Consider the following 25,027-nt stretch of genomic DNA (forward strand, 5'->3'; position numbering starts at 1 on the left):
CCGCTCAGGCGCTGCCGGCCGCGCGGCCGAGGCGGGCGCGCTGGGCCCGGCCCGTCTCCAGCAGCACCTCGGGCGCGGCGCCGATCAGGTCGATCGCCAGGGCGGTGAAGTCGGTCGGGGTGACGCGGTCCTGGTGGCGGACGATCGCGGCGAGCACCGCATCGAGGCAGCCGTCGTCGACGCGGATCCGCAGGGCGACCTGGTCGTCGGAGTCCTTGCGGCCGACGGCCAGGCGGATGTGCTCCAGCGGCACGCAGGTCCCGAGCGAGCGCGACAGCTCGCGGTCGTAGAGCCAGTAGCCGGCCTCGAGGTTGGCGTGGGCGCCGAAGTAGCGGCCGATCGCCGGCGGCTCGACCCGGGCGACCCCCCGCATCTGTTCATAGAAGGCGAACCACTGCCGGGCCTCGCGCCAATCCTGTCCATCGAGACAGGCGACGAAGCGGCCGATCCGGTCGAGCTCGTCGAGGTCCGGCTCGGGCGCCTCGACGTCGACCCCGTCGTCGTCGCCGTCGTCATCGTCGCCCCCGCCCTCGCCCTCCTCGTCGTCCTCGTCCTCGGCCAGCTCGGCCGCGTCGACGCCCAGCCACCCGGCCAGCGCGGCGCGCTCGGTCAGCGCCGGCGCGAGGCCGATGTCCCGCAGCGCCACGCCGATGTTGGCGTAGCGCCAGGCCGCCGGCGCGCGCACGAGGCTCGCCAGCGTGGCGCGCTGGACGTCGCCCAGACCGGCCGCGGTCGCGTCCGCGGGCACGGCCCCGTCGGCGAACACGAGGCCGAGCAGCGCGGTCGCCAGCCCGAGCGCGTCGCGGCCGCGGACCGCCTCCAGCGCGCGTCCCAGCGCGGGCGCGAGGCGCAGGCGCGCGTCCGCGGGCAGTCGCAGCAGGCCGTCGGCGAGCGGTCCGTAGCTCATGCGGGCGGCGTTGTCGTGCAGCTCGTCGAGCTGGCCGAACAGGTCGACGTCTTCGACCAATTCGGCCAGCGCGTCGAGGTGCGGACCGGTCAGCGGCGCGCCGCCGCGCGCCAGTCCGAGCCCGGCATAGAGGCGCACGGCCGGGTGCTCGCTGCGGTCGACCAGCAGCTCGCGCAGCTCGTCGGCGCGGGCCGGGTCGGCGACGCACGCGAGGGCGAACGCCGCCACGGCGCGCACCGCCGGCTCGCTGTCGTCCTCCACCACCGCGCGCAGCGGCGCCCTGACCTCGTCGACCGCGAACAGCCCGAGCAAGTAGGCCGCCGCCACCCGCACCGCCGGCTCCGGGTGACCCAGCCGCCGCACGTAGACCGGCAGCCCGCGCGCCACCGCCTCGCGCGCGGCCGTGGCGACGTTGCTCGGCGCGTCCTCGTCCTCGTCGGGCGTGCCGGTGGCGAGGTGCGCCAGCAGCTCGAGGATCGCCGGCAGATCCTCCTGCGCGTCGGCCTCGAGCAGCTCGACCAGGAACGGCACCGCGGCCGGGCTCGCCGAGTACACGGTGCCCTGATGCCAGATCGTCGAGAACAGCGCGTCGAGTGCGCCCTCTCGCTTGCCCGGGTGATCGCTGACGAGCGCCCGGATCAGCTTGGGCACGTCGCTCGCCTCGCCGTAGGCGTGCCGCAAGGACTTCCAGTCGATCGCGTCGAGGTTGCCGAGCACCTCGCCGACCATACCCCTGCCCGACCCCCGTTGTCTGCAGCGCGCAGGGGCCGGCACGAGGCTCTGGCGGTCGTTTGAACGCCGTCAACCGCAACCGCGTTCGCCTGCGCTCCCGGCGCTGGAGCCGGCTCCGGCTCCAGCGACACGCGTCGCCCGGCCCGCCACGCGGTGCTACTGTGGCCCCGCCATGCAGCACCGCGCCCGCCCCTCGCTCCTCGCCTGCGGCCTCCTCTCGGCCGCGCTGACCGCAGGCGCCTGCGCCTCGTCGCCCGACATCATCTCGTTCCCGCTGGTCTATTCGCCCAGCGACAAGGCCGACCCGTCCAAGGTCGCCGGGCTCGTGCCGGTCCCGCCCGGCACCCTCATCTTCATCGCCCAGATCGTCGACAAGCGGCAGGTCCAGGACCCGCACCTCCTCGGGATCAGCGAGGACGCCAACCCCGACGTCCCCGTCTACAACGCCGCCGGCGGCCAGGTCCCGACCGAGTACGTGCGCAACGTGTTCGCCAAGGAGCTCGCCGGGCTCGGCTTCCCGGTCACCGCCGACCCGCTGGCCGCGACGCACACGTTGCAGCTGCAACTCGACCAGTTCTGGATCGTCGAGGGCAACACCTACCAGGCCACGCTGATGGCCCAGGGCTGGCTCATCGACCGCAACAGCACCACCCTGTGGCAGGGCCCGATCGCCGGCAAGAGCAGCCGCTGGGGCCGCAGCCAGGAGGAGAGCAACTTCCTGCAGGCCTTCGGCGACGCCACCCTCGACGGCTCGGTCAAGCTGGCCCAGACCCCCGAGTTCCGCAACGCGCTCGCGGCGGGCGGCGCCGCCCCGGCCCCCGTCGCCGGTCCGTGAGCCGGCGGGCTCCGCCGGGCCTGGCAGCTCCACGGCGCCGTGCTCGCGGCGCTCGTGATCTTCTACGTGGCGATCTTCTGGGACTACTACACCGGTCCCCCGCCCGGCGGCCTCGACCTCGAGGGCTTCGGCGCCTCGATCCTCCTCGGCTACGCGTCGACCGCTGCCTCCGGTGCGCGCGCTCCGGGTCCGCGCCGGTGAGCCCCTGAGGGCCGCGATCGAGCTGTACAACGATTGCGAGGCAGCAGTGACGGTCGACGAGATCGGCCTGCTCGGCTTCCCGCCCCGCGGCGAGCGGACCCGCTTCGCCGAGTCGTGGCGCGAGGCGACCACCCTGCGACCGGGCCGCGGGGCCACCTTCGTGGTCGAGCCGGAGCCGCCCGTCGACCCGGTCGAGCCCGACGACCGCTGGGCCTGGCTCGTCCACGCGGCGATCTCCACGCCCGCCCGCGGCTCCCCGTGCTTCGCCCCCCGCGCGCCCCGGGAGCGCCGGCCTGCCGCCCGCTCGACCGGGTCCTCGTGCGCCGCTGAGGCGTGACGAACGCCGCGACGGACACGCTCGAACATCCATGTCCTCTCGACCATATCCTTGAGAACATGCCTGAAAGAGCATGTCCTGAGGCGCATCACGGGGCCGGGCGCCGGCGGCCGCGCAGCTCGACGACCAGGCCGCCGTAGGGTCCGCGGGCCAGCTCGAGCACGAAGCCGTGGATCCCGGCGACGCGGGCGACGATGTAGAGCCCGAGCCCGCGCCCGCCCGGCCGGACCTGCTCGCCGTGGGCGCCGCGGAAGTGGCGCTCGGTGAGGCGCGGCAGCTCGTCCATGCGCACGCCGGGCCCGTCGTCCTCGATGCGCAGGGCGAACCCCTCGCCGCCGCGGCGGATCAGCACCGCCGCCACGTGGCCGCCGCGGTGGTTGTAGGCGACCGCGTTGTCGATCACGTTGGCCAGCGCCTGCTCGACGAGCAGCGCGTCGCCGTCGATCCACACCGTCGTCTCGGGCACCGCCGAGACCAGCTCGACCCCGGCCAGCCGCGCCTGCGCCGACGCGCGGATGACCACCCGCAGCAGCACGGCGTTGAGGTCGAGCGCCGCGCGCACCGGCGCCACCGCGGTCTCGAGCGCCGCCGCGGCCGCGAGGTTGCGCAGGAGCCCGGCGATGTGCTGCACCTCGGCGACGGCCGCGCCGGGCCCGAGCTCGGCGAGGTGCCCGTGCAGCGCGTTCAGCGGCAGCAGCACGTCGTGCGTGGCGTCGACGACGATGTCGCGCAGCGCCGCGTTGCGCCGCTCGCTCTCGGCGACCTGGTCGCGCACAGCCCGGCCGGCGGCGTTGAGGCTGTGCGCCAGGTCGGCGATCTCGTCGTCGCCGCGGACCTCGATCTCGCGGTGATGCCCGTCCTCGGCCGCGCCGCGGGCGGCCTCGGCGAGCCGGCGCACCCGCCCGACCAGCGACCCCGAGACCGCCAGCGCCGCGGCGATCCCGAGGCCGAAGCCGAGGCTCAGCGCCGCCGTGCGACCGAGCAGCGGCTCGGGCAGCGCGCTGACGCCGATCAGCGCCGGCGCGGCGACGACGAACAGCACCGCGGCCGTGCGCGTGCGCAGCTTCATCGCCCGCCCTCCCGCGCGCCGGCGCGGCGATGACCTGTCTCTTCGGCCAGGTCCTCCCTCGCTCGTCCTCCGTCACGCCGGCTGCGCTGGGCGCCGGTTGCATGCGGCCCGGGCGGCGCCGTCCTCGCGCCTGGTGAGGGCGCGTCGCGCCGCCCCGGTCGCGGCGCGGGCTCTCGGGCGCCGTCTCGCGCGGCCGCGGCCCCCCGCGCCGGGGGGCGGTCCCGGTCGTGGGCGGAGGAGAGCGCGCGCTCGGCTGTCGGCCGCGGGTCGGTCACGCCGCGGCAAGCGTAGCGCCGGGTCGCTACGGCGCCGCCGCGCCCCCGGGCCGGACGCCTCGGACCGGCCCCGATTCGTAACTGCGCAGGCGAACGCGCGTCGCCCGGCGGGTGCGAGGCGCGTCACTCCCAGTCGAAGTCGGGCGGCTGGCCCTTGAGCCGGAACCGCCGCGGCGTGAACTTGCGCCGCGCGCCGGTCGAGTCCGGCTTGTGCGGGTTGAGCAGCACGTAGGCCGAGCCGAGGGGCCCGGCAGCGTGCCACCAGTTGCTGCGGCGGACCGCCGACTCGTGCACGTAGCGCTCGAAGAACTCGGCCTGCTCGCCCAGCCACGGGCTGCCGGGCGCGGTGAGGTTCTGCCCGCCGCCGGCGTAGATGTTGGAGCGCCGGCGCAGGTCCTCGACGTCGACGCCGCCGGTGACCTGCGGCTCCCACGGGTCCATCACCACCCCGCAGCGCACGCTGTCGCGGTGCATGTCCTTGAAGGTGACGAACGAGAGGTGGTTGAACTTGCCGTCCTCGTCGGGCTCGCTGCCGGGCGCGCCCTCGTAGCCGCCGCCGACGTCGGAGTGCACGCCGGGGTACTCGACGTCGACCCCGGTGACGACCGTGAGCGGGAAGTTCTGCCGCACCTCGTGGCGCGCGACGAAGTGGCTGATCCCGCGGGCGTCGGTGGCGTCGATGTACATGTTCTGGCCGGGGTCGGAGTCGTCGCCGGCCATGCCGAACGACCCGACGGTGTCGTAGACGCCGACGAAGCGCACGCTGATCGTCGGGATCTGCTGGCGCATCGCCATGTTGACCAGGTTGACGAAGGTGCGGGCCAGCGCCGCCCCGCGCGAGAAGCCGTAGACGTCGACGGTCTTCGTGCCCGGGCCCGGCACCTCGCCGCAGCGGTCCTTGAGCCAGAAGAACGCGCGGTTGAGCCGCTCCTTGCCGCCGAGCCCGCCCATCATGCCGCCGACGTCGTGGCCGAGGTCGCCGATCAGTCGCCCGCCGCTGACCGCCCCCGAGACCACCGCCGACAGCGGGTTCCACCACACCGTCCCGCGCGCCGTCTCGCTCCCGGCCTGCCGCACCCGCGCCCCGACGTCCATCGAGCCGACGCCGTCGACGTACATCTTCTTGAGGAGCGCGTCGGCGCTGCTGCCCTCGCGCCACACCGTCCACAGCCGGACCACGTTGGTGTGCTTGCCCTTGGGCTTGTCGCGGTCGCGGTTGTTGTTGGTGCCGTCGAAGAACACCCCGGCGTGCAGCTTGCGGTGCGGGTTCTGGCACGGGCACGTGGCCCCCGGCGGCTGGGCCGGGAACGCCTGCGCCTCCCCGCGGACTCCGTTGGCGACCGCGCGCGACATCTACTACACACCCTTTCGGACATGCCTGAAAGGACATGTCTGCAAGCTCGAATCAAACAGGTGGGTCATCGCCTAGGCCCTCCCCCGCGCCTGCGCCAGCACGTCGTCCCAGTAGGCCACCTTGTCGGTGATCTCGCCGGCCTCGTCCCACGACGCGTCGTCGACGTCGTCGACGATCCGGTCGAGCCGGTCCTCCTCGCCCGCGCGCGTGTCGGCGAGGATCGCCTGGATCTTCGGCTGCAGGTGGAAGCACGGCCCGACCGCGAGCATGTCGATCACGAAGGTGAACAGCGCCCGCTCGGTGTAAAACCCGTACGAGCGCGCGACCCCGAAGCAGTGCACGATCATCGCCCGCAGGTCCTCCGGCGCGATCGCGGCGACCCGCGCCGGGTGACGCGTGCGCAGCCAGGCCTCGATCCTGCGGATGAGGTCGTCTTCGGCGAGCGCGTCGGCCTGGTCTGGGCGGATCTTGAACATCTCAGGTCATGTCCGAAAGGTCAGGAGTCCTCGAGGACAGGTGATGTGCCAGGCCAGGTCGGCCAGGAGCTCGCGCCGCTCGGCCGGCGTGCAGGTCGGCACGAAGGTCCGCAGCACCCGCGGGTCGTAGAAGCGGAAGTAGACCCTCTCGCGCCCGAGCTCGACCATGAGGAACTTGCGCAGGTGGCGGCGCACGGCCTCGAACTCGCGCCCGTCCGGCGCCGACAGGAAGATCGCCCAGCCGCCGTCGCCGTCGCGCCGCTCGGCCTCGGTGTGCCAGCTTTCGAGCACCAGGTCGTCGACCAGCTCGGGGTGCGGCGCCGCCCCGAGCTCGACCAGGTACGGCGCCCCCTCGGCCAGCGCGTCGCCCTGCCAGCCGTCGAACAGCGAGCGGTGGCGGGCCGGCGACTCGCGCAGGAGCACGCGCGCCCGCTCGTCGCGCGAGGCGTCGACGACGGCGAACAGCCGGCCCGGCTGCCCGCGCAGCGCCGCGATCGCCGGCGCCGCCGCGGCCACGACCTCGGGCGTGGGCGGCGTCTCGGGCGCCGTGTGGCGCTCGATCGCCAGCGCCAGGTCGGACGCGCCGGCCCGGATCCACCCGCCGTGGCCGCTCTGGCCCTCGCGCACCGGCTGTCCGTCGAGACATGTCGGATCGGTCACCGCCGCGCGCAGCGTCGCGACCTCGCCGTCCCACGCCAGCGAGAAGTGGATCGGCGCCAGCGCGTCGTCGTGGGCGAGGCGCAGCCCGGCGCGCTCGCCCGAGCCGACGGTGATCACCCCGCCCGGCTCGAGCACGGCCTTCCTGCCCTGCTCCGGGCCCCACAGCACCTCGACGACGAGCCGGGGCCCGGCCGCCTCGTCGAGGCGCGGCGGCCCGTCCTGCGCGAGCGTGACGCGGTCGGTGGCCATCATGACGGCAGCGGGTGGACCGGGCGCCACGGCGGCAAGGCGTCGTCCTCGTCGAGGAACTCGGACTCGTCGGGCTCGACCCCGGCGCGGTAGCGGATGTCCTCCCAGGCCAGGCGCCAGCTGGTCGGGCGGGTGGCGTACACGTACTCGACGGTGGCCGGGCGCGCCGGCTCCTCGGGGCTGCCCGGCCACGCGGGCGTGTCGACGCGCTGGGCCTCGACCGTCAGCTCTGGCGCGCGGTTGCTGGCGACGAGGAAGTTGGGGCAGCCGTTCTGCACGTCGATCGGCACCCACACCCCGGTGATCGGCACGACCTCGCCGGTCGCGATCGTCGGCCCGTGCGGCGCGGGCAGCGGCTCGAGCTGCGGCGGGAAGCGGCGCGGGCGGAACGCCTCGGGTGGCCCTTCGGACAGGATACGCGTGTAGGTCCACTCGGCCCGCACCGTGAAGCGGATCCGCGTCGCCATGTCGACCGCGCGCTCGGCCCACGCGTAGAGCCCCGTCGACGGCCGCAGCCGGCCGCCGTAGCCGAACTCGAACCACGGGCCGCCGCCCTCGAACGCCGGGCCCTCGATCTCGCACAGGAACGCCGCCCGCTCGAGCGCGTCGTAACCGCGGCTGGCCCGGTCGCCGAGCAGCTCGCCCGGCACCTCCTCGAACGCCGCGAGGTACGCGTACATGGTCTTCAGGACCTGTCTTGCGAAACCTGTCCTCGAGGGCGGCGCCTGGCGGGCCCACGCCTCGAACCCGCCGAGGAAGCCGCGCAGCAGCTCGGCGGCCCGGTTGGCGTAGGCCAGCGACGAGTAGCGGCGCAGGCACCAGAACACCTCGGCGCGCGTGGCGTCGGTGACGATCAGCTCGTCCGGATCGCACGGGCGCACGAGCGGCGCCGGGTAGTTCTCGGTCATTGTCGCGGCTGCTCCTCCTGGCGGTTCGCGCGCGCCGTGGCCGCGGTGACGCGGGTGACGGCGGTGATGCTGCCGGTCTTCTCGGCGCGCTCGGCCTCCTCGAGCAGGATGGCACGGTGCTCGGGCGTCGGCATGTTGACGCCGCGGTGATCGGTCCAGCCGGTCTGTTCGACCGGCGCTCGGCTGGCGTGCGGAGCGACCAGCGCGTTGTGCGGGTGGCGGAAGTCGATGAACAGCTGCTGCGCCCCGCCGTTGAGCACCTGGCCGAAGTCGGACCGCGACGCGTCGCGCTGGACCTGGCTGGCGACCGTGCCCTCCCACGCGCGCAGGGTCATCACGCTGCCGTCGGGGTTGTGCGGGATCGTGAACACGATGATCTCGCCGTTGTCGTTCCACGACTCGAGCACGGCGTAGTCCTCGCGCCACCGGCGGCCGCTGGTCGGCCGCGTGCGCGTCCAGCAGTCGCCGGTCATCGTGAACGGGCGATTGGCGCTGTCGTTGACGACGCGGTAGATCGTGTCGCCCGACTTGAGCTCGACCGGCCGCAGCGCGCCGCTGAAGGTCGAGATCGACTGATAGCGGCCGCCGGCCGTGTGTCGTCCGCGGCGCAGGTCGGGCCAGCCCGCGCGGTGGCGGTAGTCGGCGATCGTCGACGAGCGGTGCGGCAGCTCGTTGTCCAGCGGCAGCCGGCGGACGCTGACCAGCCCCGCCTCGGCCTCGCGCGTGCTGGCCCGCAGGCTCGACGGGATCGCGTTCCAGTCGCCCTGATAGAGGTGGCGCTGGATCAGCTTGAGGCGGTCGTTGAGGTCGCGGACCGCCCGCGGGATCATGCTGTCGGCGATCGCCAGCAGCTCGTTCATCCTGGTCTTGAGCTCGTCGAGGCGCCGCTTCATCGCGTCGGGCATGACCCACCGCGTGCGCTGCTTGACCCGGTCGATGACCGCGCCGACGCGGCGCACGAGCTCGCGGAAGTGGGCCTGCAGGTTCGGGGTGTACTGCAGGAGATCGAGCTCGCGCATGAAGCGGACCGCGTCGCCGGCCCCGACCCGGTTCAGCAGCTGGATCGCCTCGCGGAGGATCCCCGGGTGCTGCGCCGCCTCCCTGCCGACCCGCATCAGCAGCTTGCCGACGCCCTTGATCGCCCCGCCCGCGACCGGGATCAGCGCGAGCAGGCCGATCACCAGCTCGACCCACTGCATCGGGTCCTCGCGCTTCTCGGGCTGGTCGGCCAGGCGGATCGTCACCGCCAGCAGGTCGCGCACGGCGGTGACGTCGCCGACGACCGGGATCATGCCGATGATCGCGTCGACGACGATCTGGCTGACCGTCTGCTGCTCGTTGAAGCCGCCGATCACCAGGCCCCAGATCCAGTCACCGGCGTCGGTGACGAGGCGCATGTACTCGCCGCCGCTCATCGCGTCCCACCCATCACGGCGTCGATCAGCGCGTCGGCGTCCTCGCTCGAGAACGACTCCTTGAACTGCGGGTTGGGCGTCTGCTCCTTGCGCTCCCATTTGCGCGGATCGGGGCCGTAGCGCACGCGGGCGCGCTCGGGCGGCACGCCCTCGATGCGGGCCTTGCCCTCGGCGTCGAGCTTGCCCTTGATGATCGTCCCGTCGCGCAGCTCCACCTCGTACTCGGCGTTCTGCACCGGCTCGTCGTCGTGGTACCTGTGCTCGAGCAGCAGCACGGTGTTGCGGGCCTTCTCGCACTCCTCGCAGAACGGCTTGTCGGTGCGCAGCGCCTCGACCTGGGCCGTCGAGCCGATGAGCACCGTCGGGCAGCCGACGACGATCGTGCCGCCGTGGGTGGTCGGGTCGCCGAGGCGCGCCGCCGGCTTGTTGCCGATGAGCACCGTCGGCTCGCCGCGGGCGACGCTGTCGGGGCCGGTGGCGCACACCAGCTTGTCGCCCTCGCGCGCGGCCGGCATCATGCCGATGATCACGGAGGTCTCGCCGACGGCCACCGGACCGCCGACGTGGGTCGGCACCGGGCACACGTGCATGTCTGTGATGCGGGCTGCGGGCGGCATGACATGTCCCTCGGGTCAGATACCGCCGCTGTCGGCCGGGTCGGGCCTGGTCGGGTCGATCGGCTTGGCCTCGTCGGGGTCCTGCGGGCCGGCCGGGGTGCCGGTGAGCGCCCGCCCGCCGCTGTTGATCTTCACCAGCGTGCCGACGATGTCGATGCCGCCGGCGTGGATCGTGATGAACCCGCCCGGGCCGCGGATGGTCAGGCCCTGCGACGCCTCGACCACGACCTTGGCCGACTTGTAGTGGACCTCCTGCAGCGCCTCGACCGACAGCAGGCCGGTGACCTTGCGGTGGACGTCGCCGAGGACCTGCTCGTGGTGGCCGCCGCCGACCTTGATCTTGAGGTCGCCCTTGATCTCGAGGCTCTGGCTCTGCATCACCAGCTCGCGGCGGTTGCCCTCGATGATGGTGTCGACGTGGCCGACGCCGTCGATGCCGCCGACGCGGACCCGCAGGTCGGCGCCGACGTGCTCGTTGCGGTTGCGATCGATGCGCCAGTGGTGGTCGCGCCAGATGTTCTCGAAGTAGTCGCCGATCTTCGACCCGCCGTCGTTGCTGCCGACGGTCAGGTGGCGGTTGTGCAGCACGCTCTCCATCCGGTCGTGCAGGACGCGGATGTCGAGGTTGCGCTGCGCGTGCATGAAGACCTGCTCGATCCCCTTCTGGTCCTCGAAGCGCAGCTCGTTGTAGCCGGCTCCCTGGTAGGTGTCGGACTTGATGGTGCTCTTGGTCTTCTGCTCCGGCAGCGGGTACGGCGGCAGGTTGAGGCCGTGGTAGATCCGGCCGACGATCACCGGGCGGTCGGGGTCGCCCTCGATGAAGTCGACCAGCACCTCGTGGCCGATCCGCGGGATGAACATCGCCCCCCACGAGTTCCCGGCCCACAGCTGGCTGACGCGGACCCAGCACGACGAGTCCTCGCTGAACTGGTCGCTGCGGTCCCAGTGGAACTGCACCTTCACCCGCGCGTGCTCGTCGACGTAGATCTCCTCGTTCGGCGGCCCGACCACCGTCGCCGTCTGCACGCCCTTCACCGTCGGCCGCGGCGTCACGCGCGGCGGTCGATACGGCGTCTTCGCCTCGATGCACACGAAGCTGTTGTTGTAGAAGAACGCGGAGCTCGCGTCCTGCTCGAGCACCTGCGACTGCTCGCCCCGGTGTTCGACGCGCAGCAGCTTGTAGTCGCCGTCGAGGTCGCCGCGCTGGTGGCCGGCCTGCGTGAACGCGTAGCCGGGCGCGAGGCGCGGGCAGTCGCTCTCGCCGAGGCCGCGCCGGCGATCGTGCTGCATCGCCTCGAGGCGGATCTTCGCCAGCCCGGGGCCCTGGTCCGGGGTGCGGCCGCTGGTGTCCTGATACTCGCCGGGGAAATCGTAGACCTCGAGGTCGGTCGCCAGCGCGGCCGTCTCGGAGGCGTCCATCTGCGCGTCGGGTCTGTGCAGGTTGTGGTCGCGCAGCGAGGACTTGCCGGTGCGCACGCCCTCGACCAGACGAAAGCGGGTGATGTGCTCCTGGTCGCGCACGAACCCGTGCGGCGGCGCCCACCACACCTCCGTCTTGCCGGCGATCTTCGGCGCCGCCGGCTTGTCGCTCATCACCAGCACGTGCTTCTCGGCGGTGTGCTCGAAGTAATAGTAGATGCCGTCCTCCTCGAGCAGCCGGCTGACGAAATCCCAGTCCGACTCGCGGTACTGCACGCAGTAGTCGCGCGGGTTGTACGAGGAGAACAGGTCGAAGCGGAACCAGTCGCGCGGGATCCCGGCCTTCTCGAGCACCTCGCCGATGATCGTCTGCGTCGTCTTGCGCTGGAAGATCCGGCTGTCCTGGCGCCGCGTCAGCCGCCACACCCGCGGCACCAGCGTCACCTCGTACACGTGGTGCTGGCGCAGCTCGCCGTGGTACTCCGCGCCGCACACCAGACCGTGGATGTGCCGCGGCGAATCGATGCCGCCGATCATCAGCATCGCCGGCTTGTCGACCAGCGCCGCCAGATCGAGCTCGCCGCCGGCGAGTTCGATGCGCAGCTCGAACAGCGAGGACACCGCCTCGAAGCCGGCGAAGCGGACCACATCGAGCTCCCCCGCGTCGGCCGTGAACGTGAACAGCGCCGCGTTACCGGTCAGCGCCGAGATCAAGTTGGCGATCAACCCCTACCACCCCCCGGAAGGAGGCATCGTAACAGAGGGTCGAGCGGGCGCTGCCGGCCGATGTCGCGCACGCTCGCGCTGCGAGGGTGCGCAGCGGCGCGCGTGCGCGCTCGCCATGATGTCCGCATGCGCGTCCTCTTCCGCACCGATCCACGCGTCGGGTCGCGTCCCGATCGCGCGTCCGCGCCCGAGGTCGCGGCCGCGGACCCGGTCGGGCTCGCGTGGTCGTGCGTCGATTTCGCAGCGCTTCGTCGAGTTCGGCCCGGCGAGGCCGCGGAGGTCGTCGTGTACCGCGGCTGGCTGTTGCGGGTCGAACACTACGACGCGCGGTACACCGGCCCCCTCGCGCGTAGCCTGCAATTGGTCAACGACCCGGCCGCGTATCGCAGCGCGCACCTGCTGCCGCCGCGCTGCCCTTCCTCGCCGACGACACGCCCGACAGCGTCGTGTGCAGCGCGAGGCCGGCCTCGAGTGGCCGCGCATCGACGCCGCGCTGGTGCGGTCCGGCGGGCGTGCGCTCGTCATCGAGGATTACGGCCAATCGCGCAAGCACGAGGACGACGACGACCACGCCGAGGTGCGGCGCGTGGTCGACGACTTCCTCGAGCGTCAGGGTGGCGAGCTCGTCGGCGGGCTGATCTTCCGCGCCTACGAACCCCTGGTACCGCTCGGGATCCACCCGAGGAGCGGGATGCCGCTCCCTCGCGAGCGGCGGCGCCTCGTCGTCGGTCGCCTGGTCGTCGAGGCGCCCGCGTGGGAGATCGCCGACACGATCGCTGCGCCCGCATTCGCTGAGCTCGCGCGCCGCCTCCCGAGCCGCTTCTTCAGCCTCGATCTAGCCGAGCGCCAGGCCGGCGGCTGGACCGCGATCGAGCTCGGCGAGGGCATCGACGGCCTTCACATCGCCGTCTGTCGGCTACGCCTTCACGAGGCGCCGACCGATCTCCCTCGCCCCCCGGGGGACATGCCCTGAAGGAAATGTCCTATCGAGCATGTCGCTTCGGGCATAAGAAAACGGCCATGTCCTCATGGACATGGCCGTGTGAGCGAGATCGGCGCGCGCCTCGGCGCCGCGCTCGCTCGACCTCATTGCCGGCTCGGCGGGACGGTGCCGGCCCATGTGATCGCCGGCTGCTTCGCCGGCTTCTTCAGCTTCGCCGGCACCTTCCCCGCCCACTCGATCGCGGGCTTCTTCGCCCTCTTCGGCACCTCCCCGACCCATTCGATCGCCGGCTTCTTCACCCTCTTCGGCACCTCCCCGACCCACTCGATCGCCGGCTTCTTCACCCTCTTCGGCACCTCACCGGCCCACTCGATCGCCGGCTGCTTCATCTTCTTCGGCACCTCCCCGGCCCACTCGATCGCCGGCTTCTTCGCCTTCTTCGGCGCCTTCGCCGGCCGCTCGGCGTCGACGCGCCGGGCCGGCTTGCCGAAGCCGTGGCGTGCCGAGTCGCCGCTGAACGACGCCCCGTGGCCCCGGCTGGCCACGAGCGGCGCGGGGCCGTCCGCCCCCCACCCGCGGGACGACGAGAGCGTGAAGCTGCAGCCGGTCACGCCGAAGAGGAGCGCCAACAGGGTCACGATGAGCTTGTGCATTGTTCTTTTAAAACCTCGATGCGCACGGACGCGCGTCGACTCCGCCTATTCAGGCGATCGCCGATCGCCGCAGATCGGCCTCTGCTCACGGCGTCGCGGCCGCCGGCGCGTGGTGCGGTGATTCGCTGCCAATGTCATGACATGACCTGAGAGACATATCTTCCGCGCATCGCGCCAGCGACCTCGACGGGGTGCGACCGCAGGCTGGGGCCTCCGCGACCCCTTGCGCTCGCGCCGGCCTCGGGCTCGTCATGCGCGCCGCATGCACCATCCGCGCACCTCCGCCACCTCACGGCCGTGGTCCTCGCGCGGAGCGCCTGCGGCGACGACGGCGCCTCGCCCCTCGCGGCCGCCGTCACGGCGGCGAGCAGTTCGCCCACCGGGGCCGGCAGGCGCGTCGTCATGGGGCCGGACAGCGTCGCCGTCGGAGGATCTCCGGCGGCGACGTCGTCGTCGCGCTCGAGACGATCGGCGCCGGCGAAGTGCTGGCCGTCGCCGACTCGTCGATGCTCGGCTGCGTGCCGGGCGAGGCCGACAATTCGCGGTTCGTGGAGAACTTCGCCCTGCACTGATATCCTCGCGGCTCCGTGCCTCGCGCCTCGCTCCTCTGCGCGCTCCTGCTCGCCTGCGCGCACCAGGCCGCGCCGGCCGACTCGGCGCCCCCGACCGCGCCCGCGCCCGCGGAGGTCGATCCGTGCGCCGCGGCACCTGTCCCCGGGGACAGCACCAAGGCGCTCGCGCGGGCCGACGTGCTGCTCCGCTGCGGCGACGACGCCGGCGCGCTGGCCGTCCGCTTCGCCCTGCTGCGGCGCGACTACGGCTCGACCGCGCGCGCCTACGCGCTCGCCATGCTGGCCCACGAGTCCGGGCAGGGCCCCGAGTTCGACGCCACCGTCGCCGACCTGCCGCTGACCGCCGCCGCGCGGGCCGTCTACCGCCTGGCCCGCGACGTCTCGAACTACCTCGACGCCGTCGCCAGGCTGTCCGAAGAGGCAGGCAAGCCGGGCGAGGCCGGCGTCGACGGCAGCATCCTGGCGCGCGACGTCGCCGCCGCGCTGGCGGTCGCCGGCGAAGATCCCTACGCGCTGAGCCTCGCGCTGCGCTTCACCGCCGTGCACGACAACGACCCGCGCGAGCGCGCCGCCCCGATCTGCCGCGACCGCGCCGACCCGCTGCTCTCGCGCCTGCGCGACCGCGAGGGCGCCGCCGTGCTGGCCGGGGCCTGCGGCCGGATCGCCTTCCACTCGGGCGAGCCGATCGACGGCCGGCGCCGGTTCGCCCGCGCGCTCGAGCTCTCGCCGCGGGACCACGCCGCCGCGATCGCCTGGGCCGCCGCCGAGCTCGCGGCCGGCAACCTCCGCGAGGCGCTGCGGCTGTACGAGCTGGCCGCCGGGGCCCCGTCGCCGCGGCTGCGCTACGCCGCCTTCCTCGGGCTCGGGGTGACGCACGCCCGCCGCCACGAGCGCGACGCCGCCGAGGCCGCCTACCGCAGCGCCGCCGCCGTCCGCGGCCTCGACACCGCCGCGCCCGACCGGCTGCCGCCCGAGCTGTCGTTCAACCTCGGCGCCCTGCTCGCCGACACCAACGACCCGGCCGCGCGGACCGAGGCGCGCGGGCTGCTGCGGGCCTACGTGGCCGACCCCCGCGCCGACGACCGCCGCCGCCTGCGCGCGCGGATCTTGCTGCGCGAGCTCGGCGACTGACCCACCTCGCCGGGCTCGGCGACATGCTCCTGGAGACATGTTCGATTGGGCATGCCCTCATGGACATGCTCGAGGCGACATGTCGCATCGGACACAGCGCTCAGCGCGACGGCAGCACCGGCACGGCGGTCTGGCTGCGGCCGGTGCCGCCGCCGCCGACGAGGACGCGGCCGTCGACGTCGGGGGCGTACTCGAGCGGCTCCTCGTAGCGACCGACCAGGCGGCCGAGGCCGGCGCGGCACAGGGCGCTCTGGCTGGAGGGGTCGTGGCCCCACGCTGCCACGTGGTCGAGGCAGCGGGCGTACGCGGTGAACACCGCCTCGCGGCGCTGGGCGGCCAGGTCGCGCATCTGCTGGGCCAGGCCGATGTCGCCGGCCTGCTCGACCGCGGCGGCGACCTCGTCGAGCAGCGCCAGGTCGGACTCGTAGACCTGGGCCTTGCGGGTCTCGATCAGCGCCGCGGCCTGGTCGCGCCCGCCGGCCGCGCCCGCGGTGGCCCCCTCGTAGACCGCGCTCATGCGCTCGACCTCGTCCTTGCGCACGTCGAGCCACGCGCGCGAGCGGGTCGGGTCGAGGCTCTTGGGCGGCTGGCTGGTGAGCGCCGACTCGGCCTTGAGGTCGCCGAGCAGCAGCGCGACCTGGCGGCTGGCCGCGCGCGCCTCGTCGACGTCGACCGCGAGCGGCGCCTCGAGCTTGTCGGGCTCGCCGGCGCTGACCTCGGGCAGCAGCTTCTCCGCGCGGTCGAGGTGCTCGCGGGCCTTCGCCAGCGGCTTGGCGAGGCGCGGGACCACGCGGGCCGGCGTGCGGTCGCGGCCGAACTCGACGCACAGGCCCTCGGCGCCGTGGACCGGGCACGACGCCCGCAGATACGCCTCGGCCGCCCGCGCGTACGCGATCGCCAGGCGCCGCGGCCCGCCCTCCTTGCCGAACCGTTCGATGTACTTCTCCGCCGCCTCGGGCGCGACGCCGGGGCGGATCACCGCGCGGAACTGGATCGCCGCCGCCAGCGTGCGCTCCTCCGGGCGGCCGCGGATCAGCGCCTCGAGCTGTCCTTCGGGCAATGTCCCGGCGCGCAGGCTCAAGATCAGCGAGCGGCGCCGGGCCGTGGCCGCCGCGCGGTGTCGCGGCGCGCGGGCGACGAGGTCGAGGTAGCGGTCGCGCGCCTGCTCGTCGTTCAAGATCCGCTCGTGCAGCCGCGCCAGCTGCAGCACCGCGTCGGGCGCCCGCGCGTCCTCGCGGTGGACGTCGGCCATGCGTTCGAGCCAGTCGATCGCCTTCTGCGTCATGCCGGCGCGCTCGTAGCAGCGGCCGGCCCCGTCGGCCGCCTCGGCCGCGGCGTCGACGTCGGCCCCGAGGTCGGCGTACAGCGCCTCGAAGGCGGCGCCGCAGCCCACGTCGTCGCCGGCCGCCTCCGACTCCTCGGCCTGGGCCCACAGCGCCGCCCGCCGCAGCGCCGCGATCTGGGTCGCCTGCGTCGCGCCCGCGGCCTCGACCTCGGCGGCGGCGGTGATCAGCGCCACGCGGGCCGCCGAGCGCTCGCCGGCGCCGGCCGACTCCATCCAGCGCGCCAGCAGCAGGCCGACCAGCAGCACCCGGGCCTGCTCGCGCGCCGACCCGGTGACCGCGCGCAGGCCCGCCTCGGCCTCGTCCCAGCGGCGGTACAGCATCAGCAGCTCGGCCCGCTCGACCGTCACCTGCCCGTGATCGCTCGCGCCCTGCAGGCCCGGTTCGGCCAGGAACGCGTCGTAGGCGGCCAACCACTCGCGGTCGGCCGCCGTCAGCTCGCCCGGCGCGACGCGCGGGACCGGGTCGGTGCAGCGGCCGCGAGGATCCGGGAGACATGTCTGTTCGGACATGACCCATCGGCGCGGCGGGCCGTCGTACACGCGGCGGACCGCGTCGAGCTGCGCGCGCGCCGAGCGGGCCGCCTGATCGGGCGGCAGCCCGCCGGCGAGGGCGGCGCGGTGGTGGGCGTGGGCCTCGCGCAGCGCGTCGTCGGTCAGCGTGCGCTCGCCGATCTCGAGCGTCAGCTTCTCGGCGCGGGCCCACTCGAGCCGGCCCATCGCGTGGTGCATCTGCGGCGTGTCGGCGGCCGCCGGGAAGTGCCGGCGCAGCGCCGCGTAGGCCTGCCGGGCCAGCGTGTGGCTCTGCGCCCCGCCCGACTCGGCCCCCTGCTCGGCCCAGCGCAGCGTCACCGTCGTCAGCGCCTCGCGCGTGGCCTCGGCGCAGGGCTGGCCCGCGCTCGCGCCCGCGGCCTCGTAGGCCCGCACGAGCTTGTCGATCTCCTCCCACAGGTAGCGATCGGCCAGCCGCACCAGCCCGTCCTGGACCGCGCTCGCCTGCTCCTCGCAGCCCGCCAAACTCGGCCCGGCGGACGGCGCGGCGGACGTGTTTAACGGCGCACGCGCCGTCGCCGTCGTCGGCGCCCGCGGGGAGCAGCCGGCCAGCAGCAGCGCCGCGACCGCCCAGCCGAAGCCGCGCCTTCGGGTCACCGCCGCCCCTCCGTACGGGATGTCCGCATGGACATGTCCCTTCGAGCAGCGAACCCCGGCGCGCGACGAGCCGCCGCCGCCACGCATGGCTTCACAGACATGTCCCGAAGTACACGCGCCTCGCCCCGCTCACACGCGGCCATAGCAGTACTTCCGCTTGGCCCGGCCGCGCTTGGCCGCCTCGGCCGCCTCGGCGCCCTCCTCCCACGAGATCGCGTTGTACTCGCAGTCGCGCAGGGTCTTCTCGCACTCGGTCTTCTTGAGGCTGGGGTTGTTGTAGCACCACTCCTTGAACTGCTGCGCCTCGGCGCCGCCGGAGCGCAGCCAGCGGGTGACGCTCTCCTGGGCCTTGAACGGCGCGCGCACCAGCAGGACCCCCAGCGCCGGCGAGGCCAGGGTCGCCTCGACGTCGTCGAGCGCCGCGACCGCGGCCTGCTTGCGGTCGACGCCCTCGAGCCCGACCTCGTACGCGGCCCACAGCCCGTTCGGCGCGCTGACGCGGACCAGCTCGCCGATGCTCCGCCGCTGCGAGTCGATCGCCTGCGCCAGCTGGTCGAGCGGCTCCTTCCACGCGTTCGCGGCCGGCCCGGTCAGGCCGAGGCCCTCCGAGCCGAGCTCGAGCGTGGCCGCCTCGGCCGGGATCACCGGCGCCAGCAGCTCGTGCAGCGCGCCGAGGTCGACGTGCTGCGTGCGCATCAGCGCGACGCCGGCCTGGCCGACGGCGGGCGGGCCCGGCAGCGTCGGCGTCGGCGTCGGCGCGGCCTCGGGCGGATCGGCCTTCACCCCGGCGCCCGGCGGCCGCGGCAGGTCGCCGGGGTCCGGATCGTCGGATGTCATTCCGGACATGTACAAAAGACCAGCCACGAGCGGCGCCGCCAGGCCGACGGCGTAGAGGCCGTAGCGCGGGCGGTCGCCGGCCGCCCGCATCGCCGCCTCGAGCTCGGCGAGCAGCTGCGACAGCGCCGGGTAGCGGGCGTCGGGGTCGGGTTGCAGGCCGCGGCGCAGCGCGTGCCACACCGCCGGCGGCACCGGCGAGCGGCGCGGCGGAGCCACCACGCGGCCGTCGATCACCGCCATCGACAGCTCGCTGTAGCTCTCGCCCTTGAACGGGCGCTGGCCGTAGAGCGCCTCGTAGGTGGCGACGCAGAACGAGAACTGGTCCGAGCGGGCCGAGCTCGGGCGCGCCAGGTGCTGCTCCGGGGCCATGTAGGCCGGCGTCCCGACGGTCATGCCGGTGAGCGTGAGCGACTGCAGCAGCGCCTCGCCGGCCGGCTTGAGCGCCGGCGACGGCGCCGGCGAGGTCGGCAGCGACGCGGCGTCGAGGGCCGGGCGCGCGAGGCCGAAGTCGAGCACGTGCGCGCGGCCCTCGGTGCCGACCAGCACGTTGTCGGGCTTGAAGTCGCGGTGGACCAGCCCGGCCGAGTGCGCGGCCTTCAGGCCCTCGCCGGCCATCAACATGATCGACAGGACCTCGCGCCACGACCGGCCCTGCCGCAACCACGCCTTCAGCGTCGAGCCGGAGATCAGCTCCATGGCGATGAACACGCGGCCGTTGACCTCGCCGGCGTCGAACACCGTGACGACGTTCGGGTGGCGGATCTTGGCCGCCGCCTGGGCCTCGCGCAGCATCCGGCTCCTGCCCTCGGACCCGCCCTCCGCGCCCGCGAGCAGCAGCTTGAGCGCGATCTCGCGGTCGAGCTGCGGATCGTAGGCGCGGTAGACCACCCCCATGCCGCCGGCGCCGATCCGGCCGGTGATCTTGTAGCGACCGACCTCGGCGCCGATCGGCAGCTCGGGCGCGTCCGGCTGCGGCCGCGGCGTCGCGTCGCCGAGCAGCGTCGGGGCGTTGGCGAGCGATGTCCCGGGCCGCGGCGTCCGCTGGCGCGTCGCCGTGTCTTCGAGCGCGCTCGCCTGAATCTCGCGTCCTTCCACGCCCCAGCAATGGTGCCGGCAACGCCGGCCGGCGACAACGCCCGCGCACGCGCCTGCGCGCCGCCGCCCTCCGCGCACGGATCTTCGTGTGTTGGGCCCCGGGGGCCCGCAACGCCGCGAACCCGACCCGAGCGCGCAAGGTCCGCGGTGGGACCTATAGTCCCCCCACGATGCACTTTCGCCCGGCCACGAGCTCCGACGTCCCCGCGATCCTCGACATGATGGAGGACTTCAACCGCCTGGAGCACATCCCGTGGCAGCGCGGCCCGGGCGAGGCGCCCCTGCGCACGCTGATCGGCTCGCCCGGGCTCGGCACCGTCGGCCTCGCCGTCGAGGGCGACGCTGCGCTCGGCTACTACATCCTCACGTGGGGCTTCGACCTCGAGTGGGGCGGCCGCGACGCCTTCCTGACCGAGCTGTACCTCCGCCCCGAATTCCGCGGCGGCGGCCGCGGCCGCCTGGTCCTCGACGCCGCCCTGGCGACCGCCCGGGCCCACGACGCCCGCGCGATCCACCTCATGGTCCGCACCGACAACACCCCCGCCCTCCAGCTCTACCGCAGCGCCGGCTTCTCCGCCCCGCCGCGCGTGCTGATGACCCGCCCGCTCGATTGAGGGCCCACGGCCATGTGCCTCATGCGACATGCTCGATTGCGCATGTCCTCATCACCATGCCCATTCGCGCATGCCCTCTCGAGCATGTGCGAACGAACATGCCCGCCTCACCGCTTCGCGCCGACGTTCTTGCGCTGGAGCTCGATCGCCTCGACGTCGCCGACCGCCTCCGCCTCGGCCAGCAGCCAGCGGAACATCGGGCCCGACAGGCCGTACTCCTTGCGGTCGTTCCACAGCCACACCGCGTAGCCGCACACGTCGCGGTGGACCTGCGGGAACAGCAGGTAGCGCAGCGGCATCCCGCCGAGCAGGACCGCCTCCTCGTAGCGGCGGCGGAACTGGTTCCACGCCCGCGACTCCTCGGCCGGCGGCAGGCGGCGGTCGGCGGCCGTGCGCGCGCGCAGCTCCTCGGAGCCGGTCTCGACCCCGGTCAGCAGCTCGGCGCGCAGCTCCTCGGCCGCCAGCGCGGCCGTCGGCAGCACCTCGACCTCGAACGTGGCCAGCGGCAGCCTGGCCGCGCGCGCCAGCTCGGCCAGCTCGCGCGCGACGGCGCGGCGGATGCCCGCGAGCGCCTCCTCGGCGCGCGTCTGCGTCGTCAGCACGGCGACCCGCTGCCGCATGCGCCGCTCGGCGTGCGGCCACGCCTCCTCCCACGCGCGGCAGAGCTCCTGCATGCGCGTGGCCGACAGCCGCTGCTCGAGCTCCGTGCCGGCCTGCCCGGGCGTCTTCGGCCGCAGCGCCAGCCACGTCGCGTGCAGCGCCTGCGCGTGGGCCACCGGGTCGTCGGCGTGGGCCGCGGGGTCGACCAGCGGCACCGTCATGGCCGGCTGCGGCGGCGGCGGCTTGCGCTGGTGCAGCACCCGCGGGGCCGCGCGCGCCTCGACGAGCAGCGGGCGCATGACCTTTCGGCCAGGTGCCAGCAGCCAGGAGATCCACAGCCCGAAGTCGGTCGGGTTGGGCTCGCCTGGCAGCGCCTCGCCGCGGATCCGCGCGGCGGCACGGGCGAGGAAGCGGGTGTACGCGGTCGCCTGGCCCGGCAGCACGCCGCGGCGGATCACCGTGATCCAGTCGCCGCGGCTGGCCGCGTCGGCCACCAGCCAGTCGTTGGCGGCCCGGCGCGCGGCCGCGGGCGCGAAGTCGGGGTCGAACGCGTCAGCGCCGGCGAGGATGTCGCGCGCCCCGTCGCTATCGCCGCGGCTGGCCGCCAGCAGCCCGGTCGCCACGATCCCCCCGAGCCCGGTCTTCGCGTTCGCGTGGATCTTGCCTTCGAGCCAGGTCGCGAGCGCCGCGTCGTGCGGGCGGTGCAGCAGCGCCAGCGCGGCCGCCACGAGCTTGCCGCCCTCGCGGTCGCGCTCCCAGCTCGCGCGGGCCAGCAGCGACAGCCAGTAGCTGGCGCGCACCAGGCCGGCGGCGATCACCGTGCGGCGCAGCACCGGCCACACGATCCCGCCGATCAGGTCGAGCAGCGCCACCAGCCAGCCGCCGAGCGCGACCAGCAGGATGAGGTAGGCGAGCGCGCTGGCGACCGCGTACGTCGGCTCGACGGCGAGGACGCGCACCGCGAAGGCGGCCGCCACGAGCGCTGCCACCTTCGACAGCGCCCGCCGGGCCAGCACGAGCGCGGCGTCGATCCGCGAACTCACGACCGCCTCCATCCCAGCGCCGCGAACGCCTCGGCCAGCGGCGCCGGCCCGGGACCCCTCGTCTCGGGGGCCGGCGGCGGCTTCGGCGGCGTCGCGGGCGGCGGCAGGCTGGCCCAAAATTCATGGCCCAGGCGCTTCTCGTGGTCGCGCAGGGCCGCCATCGCCGCGCGCACCTTGTCCTCGGTGCGGGCGCGCGGCCCGAGCGGGCTCATATAGGTCGCGGCCGACTTGAGCTTGAGCCCGAGCATGCCGAGCAGCTTCTGGCCCTCGCGCTCGACGTCGACCCGGGTGCAGTCGGGCCGCAGCCCGAGCACGTGGAACGGGTTGTCGCCCAGCGGCTCGAATTCGTCTGACTTTTGCGACATGGCGTTCCCGACAGGTTCTTTACCACATGGTCGAACAGACAGCTCAGCGCACCCCCGACTCGTGGCCCTTGCGCCGGTCCTCCGGCGCGCTCGGCAGCAGCTGCCACAGCTTCTGCGTGACCCGCCGCAGCGCCTCGTTGTCGCCCTTGGCCAGCGCCTCGCGGCCCTCCTTGACCAGCGCCTGGGCGCGGGCGACGTCGGTCGCGTTGCCGACGTCGGCCGCGGCGTCCTCGAAGCGGTGCTTCCACGCCTCCGGGTGGCGGCCGTAGGCCGACGAGCCGAGCCGGCGCAGCAGCCGCAGCTGGCGCTGCAGCTCGAGCGGATCGCGGCCCTGGCGGGCCTTCTCGACCGCCTTCGCCGTCTCCTGGTAGAGCGTCTGCTCGTGTGGCTGGCCGTAGTCCTGGACCCATCCGGTGGTCCAGATCAGGGCCTCGCGGGCCTCGCGGTCGAGCTCGGGCCAGCGGCGGTCGAGCTCGACCCCCTCGATCAGCGCGTCGACCTCGATCAGCGCGCGCCGGGCCTTCTGCGCCGCGTCGGCGTCGCCGCCGCGGGCCGCCGCGATGTCGCGGCCGACGTCGTCGAGCGCGCTCTCCACCTGCGTCAGGCGCTCGATCGAGTCGCGGGCCTGGCGGCGGAACGCGTCGGTGCGCAGCTCGCCGAGGCGCCCGCGCGTGGCCGTCACCGTCGACTCGAGCACCTCGGGGTCGGCCTCGGGCACCAGCAGGTGCGCCACGCTCTCGAACACCTGGCCGATCGCGGGGATCAGCGCGCGCGCCGACATCCGCCCGCCGCGGTCGAGCTCGATCGTCAGCTCGACCTCGGCGCCGGACGCCAGCGTCTGCTTGAGCTCCTTGCCGCCGATCTCGAGCGCGCCGACCAGGCGGCACAGGTGGGCCTGCTCGTACTCGCCCTGCACGATCGGGATCTTGATCACCGCCTTCTCGGCCCCGCGGGCCACGCTGTCGACCGTGTGCAGCGTGAACGTGCGCCGGGCCGGCAGCGGCGCCCCGCGCTCGAAGTAGACCCGGACGTCGTTGCTCGCCAGCGCCACGCCGATGGTCCGCGACAGCGGCGGGTCGCTGATCGTCAGGCCCTGCACGATCGTCAGCGTCGGCGGGTCGAGCGCCACCGCGTTGCCCTGGATGTTCTTGCCGGCCAGGCGGAACACGTTGGGCTTGCGCGGCACCAGCGAGACCGGCAGCACGAACGCCCCCTCCTCGTCGAGCGGCGTCCACGGGCTGTCCCAAAGGCCATCCGAGCGCCCGAGCTGGACCTCGGTCGGCACCGAGTTGACCGGACCTGTCCGTTCGACCAGGCGACCGACCACGTGCGGCGTCAGGTCCGACGACATCGCCGGGTACTGCAGCCACACCTTGGCCCCGCGGACCGGCTCGATCGCGGCCGGCCGCGCCTCGAGCCCCGCGGTCGCGGCGAAGATCGCCGCGCCCTGGGCGACCAGCGTCATCGGGTCGAGGCCCTCCGCCGGCGGCACCGAGAGCTGCTCGCTGACCAGCCGGCGCACCACCGGCATCACCGACGGCCCGCCGACCAGCACCACGCGCGTGAGCCCGCCCTCGGCCACGCCGTGGGCCTGCAGCAGGCGCCGGCACACCGCGATCGAGCGGTCGATCGCCGGCGCGCACAGCCGCTCGAGCGTCTCGCGGTCGAGCGTGACGTCGAGGTCGTAGTCGGTCCCGCCGACGGTGAGGCCCGGCGCCGTGATGCTGGCCGACTCGGCGCGCGAAAGCTCGATCTTCGCCTCCTCGGCCGCGAGCTTGATCTTGCGCACCGCCGCCGCGTGGGCCGGATCGGCGCGGGTGATGACGACGCCGTCGCGGGCCGCCTGGGCGATCGCCCAGTCGACGATCGCCCAGTCGAAGTCGCGCCCGCCGAGGAAGTTGTCGCCGTCGTGACCGACCACGCGCAGCAGGCCGTCGCGGGTCTCGAGCAGCGAGACGTCGAAGGTCCCGCCGCCGAGGTCGTAGACCAGCCACGCGCCGCCCTGGTCCTCGACCGTCCAGCCGGCCGCCAGCGCCGAGGCGATCGGCTCCTGCAGCAGCTCGACGCGCTCGAACCCGGCCAGGCGCGCCGCCTCCGACGTCGCGCTGGTCTGCGGCAGCTCGAACAGCGCCGGCACCGAGATCACCGCGCGCGCCGGCAGCACCCCGATCTGGTCGCGCACGTCGGCCCGCAGCGAGCGCAGCACCTCGGCCGCCAGCTCCTCCGGCCGGCGCTCCACGCCCGCCGCCGCGAACCGGATCGCCTGCGCCGTGCCCATCAGGCGCTTGAACTCGCTGCGCGTGTTGTCGGCGTCGCTGTCGAGGAAGCGGCGCGCGCGGGCGCCGACGGACACGTTGCCGCGGGCGTCGATGCGGACCACCGACGGCGTGATCGGCGAACCCTGGGCGTTGCGGACCAGCGCGACCTTCTCGCCGTCGAACACGGCCGCGGTGGAGTTCGTGGTCCCGAGATCGATCCCGACGTACAGGGGCGCGCTGGTCAT

The 25,027-nt window shown here is 74.1% G+C and carries 20 protein-coding genes and 1 pseudogene; 6 read left to right on the forward strand and 15 right to left on the reverse strand.

The features are described 5' to 3' along the window. Positions 1-4 precede the first annotated feature (4 nt). Complete coding sequence (locus K7C98_RS34000; RefSeq protein WP_224196005.1) at positions 5-1,624, reverse strand: HEAT repeat domain-containing protein; 1,620 nt, start codon at positions 1,622-1,624, stop codon at positions 5-7. A gap of 187 nt (positions 1,625-1,811) precedes the next feature. On the opposite strand from K7C98_RS34000, the gene K7C98_RS34005 reads away from it, so the two are divergent. Genes K7C98_RS34005 through K7C98_RS34015 form a run of 3 tightly spaced genes read left to right on the forward strand, consistent with a single transcriptional unit; the run spans position 1,812 to position 3,012 of the window. After that, positions 1,812-2,474 (forward strand): hypothetical protein, encoded by a 663-nt coding sequence (locus K7C98_RS34005; RefSeq protein ID WP_224196006.1) that lies wholly within the window; start codon positions 1,812-1,814, stop codon positions 2,472-2,474. Between the two features lie 39 nt (positions 2,475-2,513). Further along, the gene (locus tag K7C98_RS34010; RefSeq protein WP_224196007.1) at positions 2,514-2,675 is read left to right on the forward strand and encodes a hypothetical protein; all 162 of its coding nucleotides are present in this window, start codon (positions 2,514-2,516) and stop codon (positions 2,673-2,675) included. Next, the gene (locus K7C98_RS34015; protein WP_224196008.1) at positions 2,647-3,012 is read left to right on the forward strand and encodes a hypothetical protein; all 366 of its coding nucleotides are present in this window, start codon (positions 2,647-2,649) and stop codon (positions 3,010-3,012) included. Before K7C98_RS34010 ends, K7C98_RS34015 begins: the two co-directional genes overlap by 29 nt. 88 nt (positions 3,013-3,100) lie before the next feature. On the opposite strand, the gene K7C98_RS34020 is transcribed toward K7C98_RS34015, so the two are convergent. From K7C98_RS34020 to K7C98_RS34055, 8 genes and pseudogenes are all read right to left on the reverse strand, one after another. Continuing rightward, a complete protein-coding gene (locus K7C98_RS34020; RefSeq protein WP_224196009.1) occupies positions 3,101-4,081 on the reverse strand; it encodes a sensor histidine kinase in 981 nt (326 codons plus the stop codon). Positions 4,082-4,479: 398 nt separating this feature from the next. Further along, the gene (locus tag K7C98_RS34025) at positions 4,480-5,709 is read right to left on the reverse strand and encodes a T6SS phospholipase effector Tle1-like catalytic domain-containing protein (RefSeq protein WP_224196010.1); all 1,230 of its coding nucleotides are present in this window, start codon (positions 5,707-5,709) and stop codon (positions 4,480-4,482) included. 72 nt (positions 5,710-5,781) lie between these two features. Continuing rightward, complete coding sequence (locus K7C98_RS34030) at positions 5,782-6,186, reverse strand: hypothetical protein (protein WP_224196011.1); 405 nt, start codon at positions 6,184-6,186, stop codon at positions 5,782-5,784. Between the two features lie 6 nt (positions 6,187-6,192). Continuing rightward, positions 6,193-7,098: a DUF4123 domain-containing protein gene (locus tag K7C98_RS34035; protein WP_224196012.1), complete on the reverse strand. Its 906-nt coding sequence runs from the start codon at positions 7,096-7,098 to the stop codon at positions 6,193-6,195. Further along, positions 7,095-8,003: an Imm72 family immunity protein gene (locus K7C98_RS34040; RefSeq protein ID WP_224196013.1), complete on the reverse strand. Its 909-nt coding sequence runs from the start codon at positions 8,001-8,003 to the stop codon at positions 7,095-7,097. Before K7C98_RS34040 ends, K7C98_RS34035 begins: the two co-directional genes overlap by 4 nt. Beyond that, positions 8,000-9,418 carry a hypothetical protein gene (locus tag K7C98_RS34045; RefSeq protein ID WP_224196014.1) on the reverse strand — a complete coding sequence of 473 codons (1,419 nt, stop codon included), beginning with the start codon at positions 9,416-9,418 and terminating at the stop codon, positions 8,000-8,002. The genes K7C98_RS34040 and K7C98_RS34045 overlap by 4 nt, the downstream gene beginning before the upstream one ends. 347 nt (positions 9,419-9,765) lie before the next feature. After that, positions 9,766-10,035 (reverse strand): annotated as a pseudogene (locus K7C98_RS45175) (PAAR domain-containing protein); the annotation flags it as partial. 15 nt (positions 10,036-10,050) lie between these two features. After that, positions 10,051-12,168, reverse strand: a complete 2,118-nt coding sequence (locus K7C98_RS34055) for a type VI secretion system Vgr family protein (RefSeq protein ID WP_224196016.1) — start codon at positions 12,166-12,168, stop codon at positions 10,051-10,053. A gap of 460 nt (positions 12,169-12,628) precedes the next feature. On the opposite strand from K7C98_RS34055, the gene K7C98_RS45180 reads away from it, so the two are divergent. Further along, complete coding sequence (locus K7C98_RS45180) at positions 12,629-13,153, forward strand: ATP-grasp domain-containing protein (protein ID WP_224196017.1); 525 nt, start codon at positions 12,629-12,631, stop codon at positions 13,151-13,153. A 113-nt stretch (positions 13,154-13,266) separates the two neighbouring features. On the opposite strand, the gene K7C98_RS34065 is transcribed toward K7C98_RS45180, so the two are convergent. Beyond that, complete coding sequence (locus K7C98_RS34065; protein ID WP_224196018.1) at positions 13,267-13,776, reverse strand: hypothetical protein; 510 nt, start codon at positions 13,774-13,776, stop codon at positions 13,267-13,269. A 587-nt stretch (positions 13,777-14,363) separates the two neighbouring features. Here K7C98_RS34065 and K7C98_RS34070 point away from each other — a divergent pair. After that, positions 14,364-15,479: a hypothetical protein gene (locus K7C98_RS34070; protein ID WP_224196019.1), complete on the forward strand. Its 1,116-nt coding sequence runs from the start codon at positions 14,364-14,366 to the stop codon at positions 15,477-15,479. A 100-nt stretch (positions 15,480-15,579) separates the two neighbouring features. Here the strand turns inward: K7C98_RS34070 and K7C98_RS34075 are convergent, their stop codons facing one another. Next, complete coding sequence (locus K7C98_RS34075) at positions 15,580-17,970, reverse strand: hypothetical protein (protein WP_224196020.1); 2,391 nt, start codon at positions 17,968-17,970, stop codon at positions 15,580-15,582. Positions 17,971-18,099: 129 nt separating this feature from the next. Next, the gene (locus tag K7C98_RS34080; RefSeq protein WP_224196021.1) at positions 18,100-19,902 is read right to left on the reverse strand and encodes a serine/threonine-protein kinase; all 1,803 of its coding nucleotides are present in this window, start codon (positions 19,900-19,902) and stop codon (positions 18,100-18,102) included. A gap of 170 nt (positions 19,903-20,072) precedes the next feature. On the opposite strand from K7C98_RS34080, the gene K7C98_RS34085 reads away from it, so the two are divergent. Further along, entirely contained in the window at positions 20,073-20,516 is a 444-nt protein-coding gene (locus K7C98_RS34085; protein ID WP_224196022.1) for a GNAT family N-acetyltransferase, read from the forward strand. A 107-nt stretch (positions 20,517-20,623) separates the two neighbouring features. Here the strand turns inward: K7C98_RS34085 and K7C98_RS34090 are convergent, their stop codons facing one another. From K7C98_RS34090 to K7C98_RS34100, 3 genes are read right to left on the reverse strand one after another with little or no spacing between them, the layout of a single operon-like run. Next, positions 20,624-22,159: a hypothetical protein gene (locus K7C98_RS34090; protein ID WP_224196023.1), complete on the reverse strand. Its 1,536-nt coding sequence runs from the start codon at positions 22,157-22,159 to the stop codon at positions 20,624-20,626. Then, positions 22,156-22,524 (reverse strand): hypothetical protein, encoded by a 369-nt coding sequence (locus K7C98_RS34095; RefSeq protein ID WP_224196024.1) that lies wholly within the window; start codon positions 22,522-22,524, stop codon positions 22,156-22,158. The genes K7C98_RS34090 and K7C98_RS34095 overlap by 4 nt, the downstream gene beginning before the upstream one ends. Before the next feature lie 43 nt (positions 22,525-22,567). After that, positions 22,568-25,027, reverse strand: a complete 2,460-nt coding sequence (locus tag K7C98_RS34100) for an Hsp70 family protein (protein WP_224196025.1) — start codon at positions 25,025-25,027, stop codon at positions 22,568-22,570.

Origin of the sequence: Nannocystis pusilla, assembly GCF_020073745.1 — a bacterium.
GTDB classification, from domain to species: Bacteria; Myxococcota_A; Polyangia; order Nannocystales; family Nannocystaceae; genus Nannocystis; species Nannocystis radixulma.